This is a genomic window from Streptomyces sp. NPDC005963, assembly GCF_040638655.1.
Taxonomy (GTDB): domain Bacteria; phylum Actinomycetota; class Actinomycetes; order Streptomycetales; family Streptomycetaceae; genus Streptomyces.
The window spans coordinates 63,735-81,252 of record NZ_JBEXVD010000029.1; the positions used below are offsets into that span (position 1 = coordinate 63,735).

The window sequence follows — 17,518 nt, forward strand, 5'->3', positions numbered from 1 at the left end:
CTCCGATACCGCCTACGACTCGCGAAAACACGAGTCGGGACGACAGGATTTGAACCTGCGACCCCTTGACCCCCAGTCAAGTGCGCTACCAAGCTGCGCCACGTCCCGATGCGGTCGGGCTTCGTACTCAAGGCCCGGCGCGCAAGACAACATTACCCCACTCGCGGCACGGTCTGAGCGTCCGGCCTGCGGGCAGGCACCCTGTTCGGGGAGAATCGAGGCGTGGACAAGGCGCCGAGAGACCGCGACGACGAAGGGCGTGCCCGTAGCGCCCGCCCTCGGGACGGACTGGGACGCCCGCTCCCCTATGGCGTGCCAGGGGTGGAGCGGCAGCCGGAGGGGGTGGTGCGCAGTCCCGACCAGACCTTGAAGGAGGCGCAGCGGCTGTTGGACGCCGGCAAGCCCTTCCATGCCCACGAGGTGTTCGAGGACGCGTGGAAGTCGGGTCCGGAGCCAGAGCGCGAGCTGTGGCGGGGGCTCGCACAGTTGGCGGTCGGCCTCACCCACGCCGCACGCGGCAATGTGATGGGAGGGAAACGGCTCCTCCTGCGGGGTGCGGAGCACATCGAGGGTTTCGGTGACCCCCATGGAGTCGACGTGTCGGGGCTGGCGGCCTGGGCGCGTGATCTCGCCTCCCGGCTGCGCGGGCCGGTGGACGCCCGCGCCGAAGCTCCCCGGCTGACCCTCGACGGCTAAACGTGTTGCAGGGCGTCGCAGACCGAACGGGATGTGTCAGACGCCCAGCAGGACGACCTCCAATCTGCGCGGGCCGTGCACCCCCTCCACCCGGTCCAGTTCGATGTCGCTGGTTGCCGAGGGCCCGGAGATCCAGGTCAGCGGAGCCCTCGGCGACAGCAGGGGGAGGGCCTGCGGTACCGACGACACGATCTGAGCGGGTGCCCGTACGACGCAGATGTGGAGGTCGGGGACCAGGGTCAGGGCGCGGCGCCCCTGGTCGGGGCCGCCGTCGAGCACGATGGTGCCGGTCTCCGCGATCGCGAGGGCGCAGCCCGTGAGGACCGCGTCGACGGCGTCGAGTGCGGCAGGGGTCAACGGTCCCTCGTCCCGCTGGCAGGTGACGGTGGAGGCGCTCAGCCAGGCTTCGGGCACCCCGTCGGGGACGACGACCGACCGCGCTCGATGGGCAGCGAGCCGTTCGGCGATGAGGCCGGGCAGCCGGGACGGTGCTGCCCGGTGCACCACGGCCCGGTAGTCGCTGAGATTGCGGTGGAGGAGGTCCGCATTCTCGACCGGGTCGGCGCCGGTGTGCGTGGCGAGATAGTCGCGATCGGGCGGTGGCACGTCCTGTGCACTGTCGACCGCCGACCGGATGCGGGCGAGGATCTGCTCGCGGGACGTGTGCGTCATCGGCGGTTCTCCTGCCACCAGTTACGGAAGGACTGGGCCGGTACTTCGGGTAGTTCACGGCTCGCGGTCCAGGCGCCGCTGCCCGGTGGTCTGCTCGGGTGCAGGGCGCGCGTTGCGGCGGCCAGTCGCTCCGCCACCGCCAGTACGGTCGGATGGCGCAGCACCCAACCGGTGGCGGTGAGGGCGACGCGCTCGACGCGATGGCCGGGGCCGCCCCGTTCGGCGATGCCTGCGCGCAGGTGGAGCAGGACTTCGGGGATGTCGATGGCGACGGGACACACCTCGTAGCACGCACCGCACAGCGTGGAGGCATAGGGGAGGGACGCATCGATCGCACTGCCGGTGCCGCGGAGTTGAGGGGTGAGGATGGCCCCGATCGGGCCGGGATAGACCGAGCCGTAGGCGTGGCCGCCGGCTCGCTCGTACACCGGGCAGACGTTGAGGCAGGCGGAGCAGCGAATGCACCGGAGGGCCTGCCGGCCCACTTCGTCGGCGAGCACGTCGGTGCGACCGTTGTCGAGGAGGACCAGATGGAACACGCGGGGCCCGTCACCGTCGGTGGTCCCCGTCCACAGGGAGGTGTAGGGGTTCATCCGTTCGGCCGTGGCGGAACGCGGCAGGGTCTGGAGGAAGACTTCCAGGTCCCGCCAGGTGGGCACCACCTTCTCGATGCCGACGACGGAGATCAGGGTGTGGGGGAGGGTGAGGCACATCCGGCCGTTGCCCTCCGACTCGACGACGACGAGGGTGCCGGTCTCGGCCACCATGAAGTTGGCGCCCGAGATCCCCACGCGAGCGCGGAGGAACTTTTCCCGCAGGTGCAGGCGCGCGGCCTCGGCGAGATCGGCGGGGGAGTCGCTCAGCCCCTGCGGAGCCGCCCTGCCCCACTTGGCCATCTCATCGACGAAGAGGGAACGGATCTCCTCGCGGTTGCGGTGGATCGCCGGGACCAGGATGTGGGAGGGCAGATCGTCACCGAGTTGCACGATGAGTTCGGCGAGGTCCGTCTCGTACGCGCTGATGCCCTCGGCGGCGAGCGCCTCGTTGAGCCCGATCTCCTGGGTGGCCATGGATTTGACCTTGACCACTTCGGTTTCGCCCGTGGCCTTCACCAGTTCGGTGACGATGCGGTTGGCCTCGGCGGCGTCCGCGGCCCAGTGGACCGTACCGCCGGCCTCGGTGACCGCCGTCTCCAACCGGATCAGATGGCGGTCGAGATGGCGCAGGGTGTGGTCCTTGATCTGCCGGCCCGCCTCGCGCAGCTGCTCCCAGTCGGACAGTTCGGCTACGGCCCTGGCGCGTTTGGCCCGGATCGTATGGGTGGCGTGGCGCAGATTGGCGCGGAGGGTGGTGTTGTGCACGGCCACCTCGGCGGCCTGTGGAAAGGGCGGCATCCCCAGGAAGGCGGCGCTCATCGGGTGGGCTCCTCGGGGCCGTAGGGGTGTTGTTCGGTCGAGCTGAGGATCTCCGCGATGTGGAGCGGACGCAGCGGTTCGTCCTGGCGGCGGATCAGGCCGCCGAGGTGCATCAGGCAGGAGTTGTCGGCGGCGCAGAGCACCTCGGCCCGTGTGGTGAGGGCGCTGTGGACCTTGTCCTGCCCCATCGCGGTCGACACCGCCGCGTTCTTCACGGCGAAGGTCCCGCCGAATCCGCAGCACTCGTCAGCACCCGGCAGTTCCCGCAGTACCAGCCCCTTGACCGCGCGAAGCAGTCGGTGGGGACGGTCGCCGAGGCCCAAGGAGCGCAATCCGTGGCAGGAGGGGTGGTAGGTCACCGTGTGCGGGAAGTACGCGCCGACATCGGTGACCTTGAGGACGTCGACGAGGAACTCCGTGAGCTCGTGGGTTCGCGCGGGCAGGGAGTCCTCCCCCCACCGGGGGTACTGCTCACGGACCATGGCGGCGCAGGAGCCCGAGGGCGTGACGACGTACTCGTAGCCCGCGAAGGCGCGTGCCGTGTGGTGGACGAGCTTTTCCGCGGCGCTTCGATGTCCGGTGTTGAAGTGGGGTTGTCCACAGCAGGTCTGCGCCGCGGGAAAGTCCACGGTGACACCGAGGCGCTCCAACAGCTTCACGGTCGCGACGCCGGTGCTGGGGAACAGGGCGTCGTTCACGCAGGTGACGAAGAGGGCGACACGCATAGCGGGAGGATAGGGGGCGGCCGGGGCTTTGGGGCGCCGAGGCGGGCGTGGGATCGGCGACACCCTGGCGGCCTGGGGGCGGTTCGCGTGAGGCAGACTCGGCGGGTGAGGAAAATCTATGTCATCGGCATCGGATCGGGTGATCCCGACCAACTGACGCTCCAGGCAGTGAAGGCGTTGAAGGCCGCGGATGCGTTCTTCATCCTCGACAAGGGCGAGGAGAAGTCGGATCTGATCCAGTTGCGGCGGGACATCCTGGATGCACACGTCGAAGAGGGGTCCTACCGGCTGGTGGAGGGGCGGGACCCCGAGCGCGACCGGGTGACGTCCGACTACGCCCCGGCGGTCGAGGACTGGCGTCGCCGCCGCGCGGACCTCTTCGAACGGTTCATCGCGGACGACCTCGCGGAGGACGAGTGCGGTGCGTTCCTCGTCTGGGGCGACCCTTCCCTCTACGACTCCACCCTCGGCTCCCTGGAAGAGGTGCTGCGGCGGGGTTCCGTGGCCTTCGACCATGAGGTGGTGCCGGGGATCAGCAGTGTGTCGGCGCTGTTGGCCCGACACCGTACGGGGTTGAACAGGGTGGCCCGTCCGGTTCAGATCACCACCGGTCGCCGATTGGCCGAGGGGTGGCCCGAGGACGTGGACGACGTGGTCGTGATGTTGGACGCGCGCCAGGCGTTCACCCGCCATCTCGATCAGGACCTGTTCATCTACTGGGGCGCGTACGTGGGGACGAAGGACGAGATCCTGGTCTCGGGCCGGCTCGCGGATGTGTCGGAGCGCATCGAGCGGCTGCGTGCCGAGGCGCGGGAGCGCAAGGGATGGATCATGGACACCTATCTGCTGCGGCGGGGGTGAACCGGTTCGAACGCGCGGGCGCGCGGCCTCCTCGACACCTCGCCCGGGCCCTGATCTGGGCGTACGGGCCGATCGTGCGAGGGGGCCGGGCGGCACCGCCTGAATGATCAAAAGGAGGGCGGGTTAGCATATGAGCGCCGCCTAGCTCGAAAGATGAATCTGTGACTGTCAACGAGGACTCGTTCATCAACTGGAAGAACCGCGAAGAGATCGCGGAGTCGATGATTCCGATCATCGGCAAGCTACACCGGGAGCGGGACGTAACGATTCTGCTGCACAGCCGCTCCTTGGTGAACAAGTCAGTGGTCAGCATCCTCAAGACCCACCGATTCGCCCGGCAGATCGCCGGTGAGGAACTCTCGGTCACCGAGACGATGCCCTTCCTTGAGGCGCTCACCGCCCTCGATCTCGGCCCCTCCCAGATCGACATCGGCATGCTCGCCGCGACCTACCGCACCGATGGCCGCGGGTTGTCCGTGGCGGAGTTCACCGCGGAAGCCGTCGTCGGCGCCACCGGTGACAACAAGATCGAATGCCGTGAGCCGAGGGACGTCGTCCTCTACGGCTTCGGCCGCATCGGCCGGCTGCTCACCCGACTCCTCATCGAGAAGGCCGGCTCCGGCAACGGTCTGCGCCTGCGCGCCATCGTCGTCCGCAGGGGCGCCGGACAGGACATCGTCAAGCGTGCTTCGCTGCTGCGCCGGGACTCCATCCACGGCCAGTTCCACGGCACGATCTCCGTGGACGAGGAGAACAACAAGATCATTGCCAATGGCAATGAGATCAAGGTGATCTACTCCGACGACCCGACGTCGGTGGACTACACGGCGTACGGCATCAAGGACGCCATCCTCATCGACAACACCGGCAAGTGGCGCGACCGCGAGGGACTGTCCAAGCACCTCCAGCCGGGCATCGCCAAGGTCGTCCTGACCGCACCGGGCAAGGGGGACGTCCCCAACGTCGTCCACGGCGTCAACCACGACATGATCAAGCCGGACGAGCAGATCCTCTCCTGTGCCTCGTGCACCACCAACGCCATCGTTCCGCCGCTGAAGGCGATGGCCGACGAGTACGGCGTGCTGCGCGGGCACGTGGAGACCGTCCACTCGTTCACCAACGACCAGAACCTGCTGGACAACTACCACAACTCCGACCGCCGCGGCCGTTCTGCGCCGCTGAACATGGTCATCACCGAGACCGGCGCGGCGTCCGCGGTGGCCAAGGCACTGCCCGAACTGAATGCCAAGATCACCGGCAGTTCGATCCGCGTGCCCGTGCCGGACGTCTCCATCGCGATCCTCAGCCTGCAGCTCGCCCGCGAAACCACCCGCGAAGAGGTCCTCGACCACCTTCGTCAGGTCTCGCTGACCTCGCCGCTGAAGCGACAGATCGACTTCACCAGCGCCCCCGACGCGGTGTCGAGCGACTTCATCGGCTCGCGCCACGCATCGATCGTGGACGCGGGCGCCACCAAGGTCGACGGCGACAACGCGATCCTCTACCTCTGGTACGACAACGAGTTCGGCTACTCCTGCCAGGTCATCCGTGTCGTCCAGCACGTGTCCGGGGTGGAGTACCCGACGTACCCGGCTCCCGTGGCCTGATTCCGCGGTCGGTCCGGGCGGCATCCCAGCCGCCCGGACCCACACGGCAACGCCGTTGACGCCATCTCCACGATGACGTCAACGGCGTTTTCGTCCCTGCCCCTGCACCGCGTCCGCCGGGCAGCCCGGCCAGTGCCCGGTGCCCGTACGGGTCCCGTCGTACGCATTCGCCCCCTGCCCCGGACGGCTTCGGTGTGTCCGGGGCAGGGGGCGACGATCAGTGAACGGCGAGGGTGACGGGACCCCGGTGCGGGCTGATGCCCCGCAGGACCGACCACGGCACCCGGAACACCCGACCCGGGGCGGCGGGCCAGGCCAGCCGTCGTTCGGAGAGCACCTCACCCCCCTGACGGACCGTGACCCGCGGGACGCGCACGAACTCATCGGTCCACAACAACAACCGCGCCCGCGGCGGCGCCGGGTCACCCGGCCGCAGCAGACTCGGTGACACCCAACGCAACGGCTTCTCGGCGAGCAGCGGCACGGCGGGGGAGTCGTGCGGAAAGAAGTCCGTGGCCAGCCAACGTGCCACCTGGTCGGCGACGTGCCGCCCGTCCAGGGCGGCGATGTCGGCGGTGTCGACGGGGTGGAGCATGTTCCCGGCGGCGAACACTCCGGGCCGGCTGGTGCGCAGCGCGGTGTCCACGACCGGGCCGAGGGTGTGCGGGTCCAGATCGAGACCACCGGTGCGGACGAGTTCGTTGTCGGGGATCCAGTCGCCGGTGAAGACGACCGTGTCACAGGCGAGCGTACGACGCCGACCGGTGTCGATGTCCTCGATCTCAACGCCTTCCACACGCGGTTTGCCGATCACCCGCACCACCCGGGACCGGTTGACCACCGGCACGCCAAGGACGACCCTGCCACCGAGGTTGAAGGCCCCGTACGACTCGGTGTGTGCGTACTGGCTGACCATCGCGGCCACCGAGCAGCCCGCCTCCCGCAGGGTGAGCGCCGCCGACCAGCTGACCAGTTCGCCCCCGACGATGACGGCGCGCTTGCCCACGTCCCGGTGGTGGAGGTGGACGGCGTTCTGCAACTGGCCGGTGGTGTAGACGCCGGCGGGGCGGTCACCGGGGATGCGCCGTGCGGTGCGCGGCCTCTCCCGGGCACCGGTGGCGAGCACCACGGCCCGCGGCTCGACCCGGAACCGGCCCTGTGGGCTGGTGACGTCGACGGCCAGTTCCGACGCCCAGTGGGTGACCATGGCGCCGGTGCGGATGACGGCACCCGCCCGGCGCGCGGTCTCGGTGAGCCGTCGTGCGTACGCGGGGCCCGTCATCACCCGGTGCAGGTCCCTGAGCCCGTACCCGGTGTGGTCGCTGTGCCGGGGGATGCCACCGGCCTCCTTCTCCCGGTCCAGTACGAGGACTTCGCCGGCGACCTGGGGAGCCAGTGCCGCCGCGGCGCTGAGACCGGCCGGTCCGCCGCCGATGACCAGTACGTCGGGGGTCAGCGTGGTGGGCGGTGCTGATGGGGTGGGGGATTCGGTCATCAGGAGGTCACCTCGTGGCACGGGCGGGCACAGCCGCGCTCTGTGGCGTGATCGGTGTGGTCGTTCAGCAACTGCTGCACGGCTGAGCCGCAGAAGAAGCCTTGGCAGCGCCCGTTCATGGCGCGGGTGCGACGACGCAACCCGTCGAGTGTCCGGGCGGGCAGCGGGGCGCCACAGGCATCCCGGATCTCACCGGCGCTCACCCGTTCGCAGAAACAGACGATCTCCCCGTACGCGGGGTCTTCGGCGATCCGTGCTGCGTCCTGGTAGGGGCGTACGCCCGCCTCGCCGATGTAGGGCATCGCCGGTGGTGGTGGCAGTGCGTCGCGTTCCTTGAGGACGACTCCGGAGGCGGTCAACACCTCCCGGACGTGCTCGGCGATGGCCATGCCCGCGGTCAGACCGGTGGAGCGGATGCCGCCCACGAGCAGATAGCGCTGGTCGGCGTCGGCTTCGATGAGGTAGTCGGAGCGGTCGATGGCGGCGCGCAGACCGGCGTACGTGGCGGTGACCTCCTCCTCCAACAGGCGCGGCATCAGCCGTTCGCCCTTGCCGAGGAGGAAGGCGAAGCCGTCTTCGGAGGTCCCGGTCGCGGTGCGGTCGGTGAGGTCCTCGGAGGTGGGGCCGAGCATGACATTGCCGTAGACGGTGGGGGAGACGAGGACGCCCTTGCCGCGTTTGGTGGGCACCGGCAGGACGATGCGGTCGACCAGGGGGCGGGCCAACTTGTCGAACACGAACAGCTCACCGCGGCGCGGGGTGACGGTGAACCGGTCGTACCCGAAGAGCGCGTCAAGACGGTCGGCGCCGAGACCTGCGGCATTGACGATCCACCGTCCGTGGACGTCACCCCCGCGCGTGTGCAGGGTGGTGATGTCGTCCGTGACGGTGACGGCGGTGACCGCGTGGTCGAGGAGGACGCTCGTGCCGCGCCGGTGGGCGTCGGTGGCCAGGGCGAGATTGGTCGTCCAGGTGCAGATGATCGACTCGTCGGGCACCGTCAGCCCGCCGAGCACACCCTCGCCGAGCGCGGGGACCTGGGCGTACACCTCGTCCGGGCCGATGAGCCGACTGTGGTGGTAGCCGTTGGCCTCCGCCTTGTCCCGGAGTCCGGGGAGCGCGGCGAGTTCCTCCTCGTTCCACGCGACCAGGATGGCCCCGGTGTGTTCCACCGGGATACCGGTCTCGCGGGCGTACTCGGAGAGCAGGTCGTACCCCCGGGCGACCAGACGGGATTCGAGGGTGCCGGGGGTGGCGTCGAAGCCGGTGTGGAGGATGGCGGTGTTCGCCTTGCTCGTACCGTCCCCGATGTCGGAGCGCGCCTCCACCAGTGCGACGGACACCGCGTGTCCCGCGAGTTCGCGGGCGATGGCGGAGCCGACGATCCCGCCCCCGATCACGATGATGTCGTGAACGGGAGCCGGACCGCGCCCAGGAGTGGTGCTGCCTGGGGTGTGACTCATGTGAGATCTCCCTTGCGGACGGCCGTCTCGGCGACCGCTGTCCATGACGTGCGAAACTCTGCTGCCCGGTCCGCCGACCACTGCGGCTCGAAGAACGCCGCCGGCTTCCAACTGCCGACGGCCTCCGGGAGTGTCATGCCCGGGTTGAGGGCGAGTCGGGCCAGTGCGGCGGCGCCCAACGGGGTGGCGTGGGCCGAGGGATAGATCTCCACCGGCATCTGGGCCAGATCGGCCTGTGCCTGCATCAGGGTCCGGCTGCGGGTGAGGCCGCCGTCCGCGCGCAGACTGGTCAGCGGTGTGCCGAGGTCGACGGCCACCGACTGGCACACCTCGGCCACCTGGGCGGCGATGCCTTGGAGCACTGCGAGCACCAGATGCCCGGGGCGGGTGGAGAGTGTCATTCCGGCGAAGGTGGCGGTGGCGTCCGGCCGCCACCAGGGCGCGGCGAGACCCGCCAGGGCGGGTACGCACAGGGTGCCGTCGGACTCCTTCGCGGCGACCGTGTCCAACTCGGCCGCTGACCCTATGAACCCGAGGTCCCGCATCCAACGCACCGCGGAAGCCGCCGTGTACACCTGTCCGTCGATGCAGTACGGAGTGTTCCCGGCGGCCCGCCAGGCGACGGACGTGGTCAGCCCCGAAGTGGAGCGGACCGGGTTGTTGCCGGTGTTGGCGAGGACGAAGGCACCGGTGCCGAAGGTGCACTTGGCTGTGCCTGCATCGAAGCAACTCTCGGCGAGGAGCGCCGCCTGCTGGTCCACGATCAGCCCCGCCACCGGGATCCGGCCGCCGAACGCCCCGGTGGTGCCGATGATCTCGTCGCCGGCGGCGATCCGGGGCAGTCGCTCCCCTCCCAGGTCGAACAGGTCGGCCAGGTCGGGTGCCCACTCGACGGTGTCGAGATCGAGCAGCAGGGAGCGGCTGGCGGTGGCGGCGTCGGTGACGAACTCTCCGGTGAGATGGTGCAGCAGCCAGGTGTCCGATGTGGTGACAACACCTTCGCGCGTCACGTTCCGGCGGAGCCAGGTCATCTTGGGCGCGGAGAAGTAGGAGTCCAGGACGAGACCGGTACGGGCCGCGATGGCGTCGGCGTGCTGCCGCATCCCGGCGACCACCGATTCGGCCCGACGGTCCTGCCACACGATCGCCTGTGACAGGGGCGTACCGGTCGCGGGATCCCAGGCCAGGACGGTCTCGCCCTGGTTGGCCAGGGCGACGACGTCGATGGGGAGCCCCGCCTCCGCGATGGCGCGGCGGCCGGTGTCCAGGACCGAGGCGAGCAGTGCCCGCGGATCCTGTTCGACCAGACCGCCGTCGCCGTAACGGGGACGCAGTTCGGCTTCGGCGATGGCGGCCACCGCGCCCGAAGCATCCACCACCACCGCCTTGGTGCCGGACGTCCCCTGGTCGATGGCGAGGACCACGGTCATCGGTCAGACACCTCCCCTTGCGAGGGCACCGGGGTCTTGACCGCCCCGGTCGTGGTGTCATCGGCGTCGAGAGCGCGGTCGACATCGGCCATGTCGGGCATGGTGAGCCCGGCGACACCACGGCGGGCCAGCAGATACGCGAAGTACACGGCACCGATGGCGAACAGGACGAGGACGTACAGCCACGGGTCGCGGAAGGACTCGTCACGGAAGATCAGCAACTCGTACACCAGCCAGACCGAGGCGATGACGATGACCGGGATCTCCCAACGGCCCAGGGAGAAGCCCTGGGTCGGCGGCAGTGACTTGCGCTTGACGATGTACATCAGCACCGTGCCGGCGTAGATGATCGCAGGCAACAGGGTGGCTGCGGAGAAGAGGGAGAACAGGGCGTCCGTGGACATCGCGAACGACGCCAGCACCAGTTCGCCCACCACGAAGATGAACAGCGTGGCGTTGAGCGGAGTGCCCCGGGAGGCGTTGATCTTCCGCAGGGACTGCCAGCCGGGGAAGCGCTCGTCACGGGACATCGCCCACACCAGGCGCGTACCGCTCATCGTGATCACGAGACCACAGGAGAAGATCGAGACCACGACCAGGACCAGCAGGGCCTTGCCGACGCCGGAGCCCAGGACCGCGGTGATGACGGTCGCCACCGGAGTGGCCGACTGGGCCAGCTTCACCGGGTCCTCGATGAGCGCTGTCACCGCGATCAGGAAGAGGAAGCCGAGGACACCGAGCGACAGAACGGCCTGCACCATCGCCTTGGGGATGACCCGGGCCGGGTCGCGCGTCTCCTCGGCGAGGTTGGCCGCGGACTCGAAGCCGACGATGGTGAACGCACCGAGGAGGAACGCCAACGCAAACGGGCCGACCTCACCGGCGGAGCCGAGGCTGTAGTAGCCGGCTTCCGCCACCGGAGCGGACTGGAAGAGCGTGGAGAAGTCCAGCTTGCCGGAGGCCGCGCCGACGACGAACAACAGCACGGTCAGCCCGATCATGCCGATCAGCTGGATCGTCACCGCGGTCTTGTTGACCTGGTGGGTGACCCGGGTGGACAGCGCGACCAGGACCGCCTGGACGAGGATCACCACGGCTGTGATCGCCCACGCGTTCTCCTGCGTCCCCTGGTACTGGAGGAGCTCGGGGAGGATCGTCGAGGCGATGGTGTAGTCGACGGCGACGACGACCACACCGAGGAAGGAGAAGGAGATCCAGCCCATGATCCAACCCCATACGGGGTTCACCAGTCGGGAGACCCACTGGTAGGCGTAGCCGCTGATGGGGATACGGGCCGCGAGGGCACCGAAGACGAGCGCGACCGAGAGTTGGCCGATGACCGCGATGGGCCAGGCGAATATTCCGCGCGGGCCGGAGCTGTTGAGCACCGATCCGTAGGTGGTGAAGATGCCGGTGGCGATCGACACGAAGCCGAAGGCCATGGCGAAGGAGGCGTAGCGGGTGAGCTCCCGCTTCATCTCCTTCTTCTCGCCCGACGCGCTCGCGTCGGGTCTAGCGCCGCCGGTGTCCACTGACTCATGGGTGGCCATAGGAGTGATTCCTTTCGGAGCCCTGCTCGCTGGGAGGGCGGGAAAACAATCGGTGCATTCCAAACGGGGACGAGCCTGGCGGTCAGGCCACCACGACTTCGCACCCCGTGTCCTTGACGGCCGCGGTGATGTCCTCTTCCGCAGCCGTATCGGTGACGACCCCCGTGATGTCCCCGAACCCGCAGACGCGGTGTCCGGCGACCCGTCCCCACTTGCTGCCGTCCGCCAGTACGTAGGTACGGGCGCTGCACGACAGGATCTGCTTCTTGGTGGCGATTTCCTCGAAGTGGAAATCGGTCACGCCGGCGGTTTGGTCGATGCCACCGGAACCAAGAAATGCCAGGTCAGGGTAGATATCGGCGAAGAACTGCACGGTCTGGGGCCCGGAACACACCAGATCACCGGCGCGCAGGCGCCCCCCGGGCAACAACACCGAAACCTGGGGCAGTGCGGAGACCACCTGGGCGACCAGCAGGGACGGGGTGGCGATCGTGCCGCGGAAGTCCAGGGGGAGGGCGCGTGCGAGCTCCACCGCAGTCGTTCCGACGTCGATCACCACCGTCATCCCGGGCAGTGCAAGCCGGGCGGCGGCCCGGCCTATCGCGGCCTTGGCCTGGGTCTGCGACTCGGAGCGGTCGGCGAACGACGCCTCCTCACCACTGACGCCCTGCACCACCGCGAACGACGCAGCTCCACCGCGCACCCTCCGCAGGGCGCCGCGCTTCTCCATCTGCCCGAGGTCCCGACGCACCGTCTCCAGGGAGACGTGCAACTGCTCGGCGAGATCCTCGGTACTGATGGTGCCGACACGGTCCACCACGGCGGAGATCCGCCGATGTCGTTCTGCGGGAAGCATCACTGACTCCTGATAGCCATCGCCCGAAAATGACCGGGCATGACTGGAAGTGTGGATTGCTGACCGAAAACCGTCAAGAGGTGGGGCGAAAATCGCCCGAACCGGGGTGAAGGGTGATCGAGTGCGTTTGTGATGCCAGACGATCCCGGGCTGTGACTACCCACCAAGCCATCAGTGAGGTCGTGCAGTGAGCACACGCGGGCCTATCGCGCCGCTGTCGTCGACAACGCCGTCGTGCCCTTCGATGCTCTGGTCGGCTGCGATGCACCACTCGCTGAGACACCGCACCGGCCCGGCCTCCTCCAATCCATCGGACCCACTCGATCATGGGAGAGGCTCCGACGGACTGCATTGGAGCCTGCGGATTCCGCGATCCGGCATCAGTTCGGAAACGTGCCAAACGCCCATCGGTCGTCGACCGGAGTCGGCGGCCGAGCAAATCATGCCCGATCAGGACTAGTTGAAGGCCACATCACTGACGTGAACGACTGGCAATATGGGAGGACTTGGCTGGACTCGCTATCGGCGCGACGGTGGACACGGCAGTCGCGGCAACCGATGCAACGCGGAACAGACCCTTGGTGGTCCTCATTGTGCGAAATCCATTGTTCGCGCACGCGTGAATGTACGGAACAGGATTTGGTGATCGCCTGGAGTTTATCGAGAGGGATATCTTCAATGCCAGTAGGGTGCAGCGGGATCGGCGATGTATTAATGGGCGGAGTGATTCTTCAGTATCCTGATCGATGATGGAATCAGCCATCAATTAACTCGCGCAAAATTCTATGCCAACTATGCCTAAGTCCAGAGAATGCAACATCACCGCGAAGAGCATCGTTATACGGGTGAGATGAAGGAAATGGATAATCGAGATCTTTGGCGGCAGTAGCGGAGTTCGCCCCCTTGTGTTGCTGTCACCACGGTCGCAGTGCGTACCGTCTCTCATCGGCGGGGCTGCCGATGAGAGACGGTCGTGCATATTCAGGGATTGCGAATCCTGAGAGCGCGCGGCTGCAGGCTCAGCGCGCTCAGGAGGTCGACATCGGTAGGACCGCCCAGCTTTTCCACCAGAACGCGCGCCCAGTCTTCATGTTCAAGTCCGGTGCCCAGCAGGAGATCTCGCCAATCGGAGATCCCCATCTCTAGGGTCTCATCGAGGTCGTAGCTTTCTCTGCAGTAGTCGACGATCGCCCCGACGAGTCGTGCGTTACCTGCTACCATCTCGCCCGGAACCTCCGGAGATTCCGGATGGAATTCGGACGCCTTCATGGCTTCGATCGCCTTCGCGATCTTGGAGCGCTGAACTTCATCGAACTCGATTTCAACGACTGCCGCAACCCATTCAGGCAATATCATTCGAGTGGCCCTCATTTAATTCGCCAGTGGAGGGGGTCATGTATTGGTACTGTTCTCCGCCTACCTGGGAGAACGTGTAGCCTGCCTTCATTAGTTGATTGAGTTCGCGCGAACGTGGACTGCGGATACTTCGGGTGAGATAGGGATCGCGTAGTGATATCAGAAGCCAGGTACACTTTCTTCATCTTTTCAATTGCCCCTTGAATCCATGCATCGTTGCGCGCATGACTCCAGCGGGGAAAGATAGGGTGCAGTACCTCGTGATTGGCCCAGCTTTTCGCGATTCCTGTGTCTCCCCGCTTTCCGAGGACGATGTAGTCATCAGTGCCCGTCGAAGGAAGTGCGCTGCAGACGCTGTTGTGCACGAGTACCGGAGTCGATCCCGCCCGCACATAGTACGTGTGCTGGCGAAGCCTTCGACCTGCTTTCTCACAGGTCAAGTGCAGTTTGCTGGTCCGGTGAAGTGCGTGGAGGTCCGTGGTTGTGCGGGGTTGTTGCCGTCGCTACTGCCGTCAGACGGTTCAGCCCAGGTACGGCCTTTCGCGCTGTTCCAGGAAGTGTTGGAGCCTGAGCCGTTGAGTGTGGTGCATCGGCAGCTGCTCAATCTCTTCCGGCGGCACGAACCGGAGCTCGGTGGACTCGTCGGAGATCGTCAGTTGGCCGCCGGTGATGCGGGCGGTGAAGCAGACGTTGAACTGTCGCCGGGCCTCGCCGTCGGTGTAGGCGATGATGTGTTTCGGGTCGGTGTAGGTGCCGACCAGGCCGGTGATCTCGACGTCGAGGCCGGTCTCCTCTTTGACCTCGCTGACGGCTGTGCCTGGCAGGGAGTCGGTGAGGTCCATTCCGCCTCCGGGCAGGGCCCATAGGTCGTTATCGCGGCGGCGCTGGAGGAGGATGCGCCCGTGGTCGTCGGTGACGACGGCGGAAGCGGCGACGACCATGCTGTTCGGCTTGGGCGCGCTGGGGTCGTCGTAGTACTCGGTGCGGGCCACGGCCAGCCTTCCTCTCGTACGGGGGTTGCGGTCGCCCACACGGCGTCGAAGCTGTCGGCGTAGGTGTCGAACATGCCGCTCTCCTGGTGTCGGCGAAGGTGCCACACGGGGGCGGCGTACGCGTTGACGCCCCAGCCGTGTGCGTTGACGAGTTGCTGGTCGTCGGCGCGGTAGAGGGAGTTGGAGAGCACCGCTTGTGACGGCACCGGGCAGGCCCGTCCCCTGCCCCGGCTCGCCGTCGCCCGACATGTGCGGCAGATGATCCGCACCCGTTGGGAGCTGGGGAGGCTGCCGGAATTCACCGGCCTCAAGCTCTGGAAGTGGGCGCACATGCGCGGCTTCCGGGCTCCTGGAACAGGGCGTCGAACTCGTCGTGATCAAGGAACTCCTCGGCCACGCCCACATCGGCGTCACCGCCACCGTCTACGCCCACGTCCGACTCCGTCTCCAGCGCGACGCCATCGACACCCTCAGCACCGCACTCGACAGCCCGGAGAACACCAAGACGGCACGCTCCGACGGCGACGAACCGCCACCCTGTGCCGCCCTCGTCCGCTGACGTTGCCGTCAACTACTGCCGTCACCCCGCACAGACGCCTCGCCAGACACCGCCTGACGGGGCGTCAAATTCGCTTGCACACATCGAGAAGCAAATTGAAGTTCAACAAACAGCGACATCAACGCGAAATTCGCGCATAACCTTCATGATCGAGTAATAAAATACCGTCTCACCGAAAGGGAGATTCCATCTTGCATGAAGCGCCACCGAGAACCTTCATCAGTGCAATGGGTGCCGTGTACCCGAATCTCTGCACCACGGATCCTGACAGTAGGAAGGTGGCACATCCGCCTGTCCATTCAGAGAATGGTACGCGCCAAAGTGGCCACGATCCCAGCAAATCGCCGTAGGCCTCTGACCGCTTCTTAGTTCGCAAAATTCCTCGACGGCCGCACGAACATCAGATACCGGCAGCGTATTGCGGGGCTCGAAGAGCCTCCAATCGCCCAAATCAGCAACAACGTTTTGATCCAACACAGGCGGTTCCGGATTCCTGGAGGTCCACACACTCCTCGCAATCTCCCGATCCACTCGAACTACGGAATCCTCGGGAACTTGCCACCTCAATGCGCCATATCCTGTAAGCGGATTTGTCGAGACCTGAAGACAGCTGTCAAAATACCGATCTGATTTCACCGGATCCCTATGTGGCACCAAGAGCACAAACGTTGCAAGAATGCCACCCTTTGGCTGTCCAACCACATCTGGCCCTTGGTCGGGTCCGCCGGTCACCAACTCTGCAATCAAGCGCCCAAGAATAGCTCCCGACGCTGCATGATATGTCGTACCGCCAGTGAAAATAGTCAGAATCATTAATATCCTCCAACGTTCGCAGGTGAGGCGATGCGGAATGCTGAAACTAGACCGGCCCCCAGCATAGTTACCCCGTGCCAGCCCTCTTCAGTGCGCTAAACGGATGTCAGGCTAGACCCTCTTGGCGGAATTGCAGACACCCCAGTCATGCATGTAGGGACCAGAACAAACCCCGTCAGAATTATTGATTACGACTGTCGCCCTCTGAACGCCGTTGCTTCTCATAGCCAAAGCGATCTTGGTTTCTACATGAGATGCGGCCGCGAACCCACCTGCAGCGTCGTGAGGCACGCCAGATTTTCTGAGCGCGCCCCTCACTTGCACGAATGAACCATTCTCACCGCTTGATACAGGAGCTCCGACTTTATTTCCAGCATCATCAACGACCTGACCAGTCGTAATCTTGCTGCCTGCCAACCCGTCCGCGATGCCGTCGAGCGGACTGCAGTTGTGGACCAGGACCGGTGTGGCCCCCGCCAGCACATAGTACGTATGCACGTTGCTGACGGTCAGGTCGAAGGTCCGATGGGCTTCCCTCGTGGAAGTCAATGCCCTGACCGTCGAGTTGGCTCCATTGGTCGAGCGGAGCCTGTCGCCCGAAGCTAGGTCCTCGGCCTCGGCCCAGCGGCGGGTCTTCGTCTCCCAGTACGGATGGTGCGACGTCGCCTTGAGCTTCGTGGTGCGCTTGTCGGGCGTGCGCAGCGTCAGCGTCGTGAAGCGTTTGTCGGAGTCGGTGACGATCAAACGGGTTACCGACTCCGTGCGAGTCGTTCCCGAGGCGTCACCAAGAGCACCGAAGTCCTCGTCGCCGGGGTGGGCATCACCATCCAACAGACAGCAGCCGGCGACTTCGACGGCGACGACAAGGTCGATCTGATCGCCGTACATACCAACGGCTCCCTGACGCTCTACCGCGGAAACGGCAAGGGAGCGCTAGGCAGTGTCTGATGGCTCTTGCCTGGGATGGTGGATCTCTCGCTGTTTCGGGCATGAGTCGGGCATGGTGCGTCGGCATGAACTGACGAATG

Annotated in this window: 16 protein-coding genes, 1 tRNA gene and 2 pseudogenes; 5 read left to right on the forward strand and 14 right to left on the reverse strand. The window is 66.4% G+C overall.

What is annotated here, in order from left to right:
- Positions 1 to 34 precede the first annotated feature (34 nt).
- A tRNA-Pro gene (locus ABZ348_RS29190) sits at positions 35 to 108 on the reverse strand.
- Positions 109 to 222: 114 nt separating this feature from the next.
- Here ABZ348_RS29190 and ABZ348_RS29195 point away from each other — a divergent pair.
- Entirely contained in the window at positions 223 to 696 is a 474-nt protein-coding gene (locus ABZ348_RS29195; protein WP_358938063.1) for a DUF309 domain-containing protein, read from the forward strand.
- 36 nt (positions 697 to 732) lie between these two features.
- Here ABZ348_RS29195 and ABZ348_RS29200 read toward each other — a convergent pair whose 3' ends face one another.
- From ABZ348_RS29200 to ABZ348_RS29210, 3 genes are read right to left on the reverse strand one after another with little or no spacing between them, the layout of a single operon-like run.
- Positions 733 to 1,368, reverse strand: a complete 636-nt coding sequence (locus tag ABZ348_RS29200; RefSeq protein WP_358938065.1) for an LUD domain-containing protein — start codon at positions 1,366 to 1,368, stop codon at positions 733 to 735.
- Positions 1,365 to 2,783 (reverse strand): lactate utilization protein B, encoded by a 1,419-nt coding sequence (locus ABZ348_RS29205; RefSeq protein WP_358938067.1) that lies wholly within the window; start codon positions 2,781 to 2,783, stop codon positions 1,365 to 1,367. The genes ABZ348_RS29200 and ABZ348_RS29205 overlap by 4 nt, the downstream gene beginning before the upstream one ends.
- Positions 2,780 to 3,508 carry a (Fe-S)-binding protein gene (locus ABZ348_RS29210; RefSeq protein ID WP_358938068.1) on the reverse strand — a complete coding sequence of 243 codons (729 nt, stop codon included), beginning with the start codon at positions 3,506 to 3,508 and terminating at the stop codon, positions 2,780 to 2,782. The genes ABZ348_RS29205 and ABZ348_RS29210 overlap by 4 nt, the downstream gene beginning before the upstream one ends.
- 105 nt (positions 3,509 to 3,613) lie before the next feature.
- On the opposite strand from ABZ348_RS29210, the gene cobF reads away from it, so the two are divergent.
- Both cobF and ABZ348_RS29220 read left to right on the forward strand, forming a co-directional pair.
- Complete coding sequence (cobF, locus tag ABZ348_RS29215) at positions 3,614 to 4,369, forward strand: precorrin-6A synthase (deacetylating) (protein WP_358938069.1); 756 nt, start codon at positions 3,614 to 3,616, stop codon at positions 4,367 to 4,369.
- Between the two features lie 161 nt (positions 4,370 to 4,530).
- A complete protein-coding gene (locus tag ABZ348_RS29220) occupies positions 4,531 to 5,976 on the forward strand; it encodes a glyceraldehyde-3-phosphate dehydrogenase (RefSeq protein ID WP_358938071.1) in 1,446 nt (481 codons plus the stop codon).
- A gap of 217 nt (positions 5,977 to 6,193) precedes the next feature.
- Here ABZ348_RS29220 and ABZ348_RS29225 read toward each other — a convergent pair whose 3' ends face one another.
- From ABZ348_RS29225 to ABZ348_RS29260, 8 genes and pseudogenes are all read right to left on the reverse strand, one after another.
- Positions 6,194 to 7,471, reverse strand: a complete 1,278-nt coding sequence (locus tag ABZ348_RS29225) for an FAD-dependent oxidoreductase (RefSeq protein WP_358938073.1) — start codon at positions 7,469 to 7,471, stop codon at positions 6,194 to 6,196.
- A complete protein-coding gene (locus tag ABZ348_RS29230; protein ID WP_358938075.1) occupies positions 7,471 to 8,934 on the reverse strand; it encodes an NAD(P)/FAD-dependent oxidoreductase in 1,464 nt (487 codons plus the stop codon). Before ABZ348_RS29230 ends, ABZ348_RS29225 begins: the two co-directional genes overlap by 1 nt.
- Positions 8,931 to 10,364, reverse strand: a complete 1,434-nt coding sequence (locus ABZ348_RS29235) for an FGGY family carbohydrate kinase (RefSeq protein ID WP_358938077.1) — start codon at positions 10,362 to 10,364, stop codon at positions 8,931 to 8,933. Before ABZ348_RS29235 ends, ABZ348_RS29230 begins: the two co-directional genes overlap by 4 nt.
- Positions 10,361 to 11,914: an amino acid permease gene (locus ABZ348_RS29240; protein WP_358938079.1), complete on the reverse strand. Its 1,554-nt coding sequence runs from the start codon at positions 11,912 to 11,914 to the stop codon at positions 10,361 to 10,363. The genes ABZ348_RS29235 and ABZ348_RS29240 overlap by 4 nt, the downstream gene beginning before the upstream one ends.
- An 82-nt stretch (positions 11,915 to 11,996) precedes the next feature.
- Entirely contained in the window at positions 11,997 to 12,770 is a 774-nt protein-coding gene (locus tag ABZ348_RS29245) for a DeoR/GlpR family DNA-binding transcription regulator (protein WP_358938081.1), read from the reverse strand.
- A gap of 981 nt (positions 12,771 to 13,751) precedes the next feature.
- Entirely contained in the window at positions 13,752 to 14,126 is a 375-nt protein-coding gene (locus ABZ348_RS29250) for a hypothetical protein (protein WP_358938083.1), read from the reverse strand.
- Between the two features lie 521 nt (positions 14,127 to 14,647).
- The gene (locus tag ABZ348_RS29255; RefSeq protein ID WP_358938085.1) at positions 14,648 to 15,118 is read right to left on the reverse strand and encodes an NUDIX domain-containing protein; all 471 of its coding nucleotides are present in this window, start codon (positions 15,116 to 15,118) and stop codon (positions 14,648 to 14,650) included.
- 5 nt (positions 15,119 to 15,123) lie between these two features.
- Positions 15,124 to 15,300: pseudogene (locus ABZ348_RS29260) on the reverse strand (XRE family transcriptional regulator); the annotation flags it as partial.
- Between the two features lie 7 nt (positions 15,301 to 15,307).
- Between ABZ348_RS29260 and ABZ348_RS29265 the strand changes: the two are divergent.
- Both ABZ348_RS29265 and ABZ348_RS29270 read left to right on the forward strand, forming a co-directional pair.
- A pseudogene (locus ABZ348_RS29265) lies at positions 15,308 to 15,463 on the forward strand (replication initiation protein); the annotation flags it as partial.
- Between the two features lie 28 nt (positions 15,464 to 15,491).
- Positions 15,492 to 15,677 (forward strand): hypothetical protein, encoded by a 186-nt coding sequence (locus ABZ348_RS29270; RefSeq protein ID WP_358938087.1) that lies wholly within the window; start codon positions 15,492 to 15,494, stop codon positions 15,675 to 15,677.
- Between the two features lie 219 nt (positions 15,678 to 15,896).
- Here ABZ348_RS29270 and ABZ348_RS29275 read toward each other — a convergent pair whose 3' ends face one another.
- Positions 15,897 to 16,490 carry an Imm1 family immunity protein gene (locus ABZ348_RS29275; RefSeq protein ID WP_358938089.1) on the reverse strand — a complete coding sequence of 198 codons (594 nt, stop codon included), beginning with the start codon at positions 16,488 to 16,490 and terminating at the stop codon, positions 15,897 to 15,899.
- A 111-nt stretch (positions 16,491 to 16,601) separates the two neighbouring features.
- The gene (locus tag ABZ348_RS29280; protein ID WP_358938091.1) at positions 16,602 to 17,378 is read right to left on the reverse strand and encodes a DddA-like double-stranded DNA deaminase toxin; all 777 of its coding nucleotides are present in this window, start codon (positions 17,376 to 17,378) and stop codon (positions 16,602 to 16,604) included.
- Positions 17,379 to 17,518: the final 140 nt, after the last annotated feature.